At 53.1% G+C, this 1,932-nt stretch carries 3 protein-coding genes and 1 pseudogene; all 4 read right to left on the minus strand.

Annotated features, from left to right (window positions below):
- Window positions 1-172 (minus strand): annotated as a pseudogene (locus KP703_RS15870) (type II restriction endonuclease); the annotation flags it as partial.
- Window positions 173-353: 181 nt separating this feature from the next.
- Window positions 354-647 (minus strand): type II toxin-antitoxin system RelE/ParE family toxin, encoded by a 294-nt coding sequence (locus KP703_RS15400; protein WP_003618711.1) that lies wholly within the window; start codon window positions 645-647, stop codon window positions 354-356.
- Window positions 644-904, minus strand: coding sequence for a type II toxin-antitoxin system RelB/DinJ family antitoxin (locus KP703_RS15405; RefSeq protein WP_003618686.1), 261 nt, complete (start codon window positions 902-904; stop codon window positions 644-646). The genes KP703_RS15400 and KP703_RS15405 overlap by 4 nt, the downstream gene beginning before the upstream one ends.
- A gap of 447 nt (window positions 905-1,351) precedes the next feature.
- Window positions 1,352-1,932: hypothetical protein (locus KP703_RS15410; RefSeq protein ID WP_306789710.1), on the minus strand; the 581-nt coding region annotated here is incomplete at its 5' end.

A 1,932-nucleotide genomic window follows, 5' to 3' on the forward strand; every position in this document is an offset into this window, starting at 1 on the left:
CACGATAGGCGACCCCGAATGTGCTCTCGGCTATCTCGGCAACGACCTGCTGCAGACCACGGCGGATAGACCGAAAATTCTTGATACGTTCGTCCCACAGAAACCAGCTCTGATAGGTCCCTGCCGGATCGTCCCGCCAGCGAAGGATAAGGTCTAGAATCAGGTCGGTCATCAATCCAGAAACTAAAATTACATTCGTTTCTAAGCCTGATTGTAACAGCGGCTCACGTCAATGCGGATAATCGCAAGGCCTGGCGAGGTTTAAGATACTCATGTCCGCTTTCCGGAAAGTCGAATAGCCCCGCTTATGACCGGGATGAGGCGGGAGCTGACTTTCTACCAAGAAAGTAAATTCACTCTGTTCGCTTCGAAGCCAGTTCATAAATCTCATTATCGGCTCTCCGGCCAACGGCAATTACATAGATGACGATCCGTTCGTCGATGACCTGATAAACAAGGCGGTAACCATCTTTCAGAAGCTTGATCTTATAAAACCCTGATAGGTCGCGATGCAGTTCGTTTCCTGGAGAGTGAGGGTTCCAGATCAGCTTTTCCAGCTTCTTTTCAAATTTCTTACGCACGCTGCCGTCAAGAGCATCCCACTCTCTGAGTGCTCTGTCGTCGAATTCAAGACAATACTCTTTCATTCGCGATGACGGTTCTTAAGCTCTGCAAAAGTCATACGATGCTTTTGGGCAGGGTTTTTTAGGCGTTCGCGCACAATCTCGATAAGCTCCGCATCCTCGTCTGTGACAAGCCTCCGCTTGACGGGAGAGCGACCCGTTTCAGCAATATACGCGAGCGTATCGCGCAGTGCGTCAGAAAGTGAAATGCCTTGAGCCGACAACTTCTTAACTGCGGCTGCCTTCAGCGTTTCATCTACCCGGAATGTAACAGCAGACATACAAAGCCTCCTTGCGTGTATGCACATATGTATCACAGTTGTTGGTACAAATGAAGCGAAAGATGGTCGATGCTGATGTCTGCATTCGAGAAACCTGATCGGTTGCGGAAACGGCAGAAAAGAGGGCGGAAGCTGCCTGTCTGCTTGGCGTGCACCAACTCTCCCTCTCTGACGAGAAGGAGAGCCGGTTCATCAGTCTACCCGTTGTGAGTTTTCAGCCAGAAGCGTTCTGTCGCTGAACGCCGGGGCTCCCATCCAGCTTCTTTGAGCCTGACAGGTAATTCCTTTTCGGCGGCGTCTGGGACGGCCTTCAGGATTTCAGCGATGGTCGTCCGATCTCGCCCTGCAAGATAGGTCTCGAGACTCACAGCCTNGGCGGAAGCTGCCTGTCTGCTTGGCGTGCACCAACTCTCCCTCTCTGACGAGAAGGAGAGCCGGTTCATCAGTCTACCCGTTGTGAGTTTTCAGCCAGAAGCGTTCTGTCGCTGAACGCCGGGGCTCCCATCCAGCTTCTTTGAGCCTGACAGGTAATTCCTTTTCGGCGGCGTCTGGGACGGCCTTCAGGATTTCAGCGATGGTCGTCCGATCTCGCCCTGCAAGATAGGTCTCGAGACTCACAGCCTGTGGCAATGCTGAAAACGAAGGCATCGGGATTTCCTCAATYCGGATGCTTTCCTCCTCCTCAAGATACTCTGCCACCCTGTGTAACCCGAGAAATTTCACGCCAGCCAGCCTGTCTTCGGCRTAGAACCCCGATCCTGCCGCATCGGCAAACATGTCCCAAAGCCTCTCCACCACGAGGGGTGGAAGATGCTGGAGCATGGTGAGCCTGTTGATCGGCTCCCACCGGAGAAGTTCGTCCGGCGCACCGACGATCACTTCGATCCTGTCTGTGGCGACATTGAACCGAATCCGGCCCTTCATTCGGGTACGGATTGCCTCGCGCATTTCCTGATCTTCAGACATTGCCTGGTTTCCTTCGATGAGTATGAACAAACGATCGGAGAAACCGGTTGAGGCGGCCCTGT

The organism is Acetobacter sp. P5B1 (assembly GCF_018811985.1).
GTDB lineage: Bacteria > Pseudomonadota > Alphaproteobacteria > Acetobacterales > Acetobacteraceae > Acetobacter > Acetobacter cerevisiae.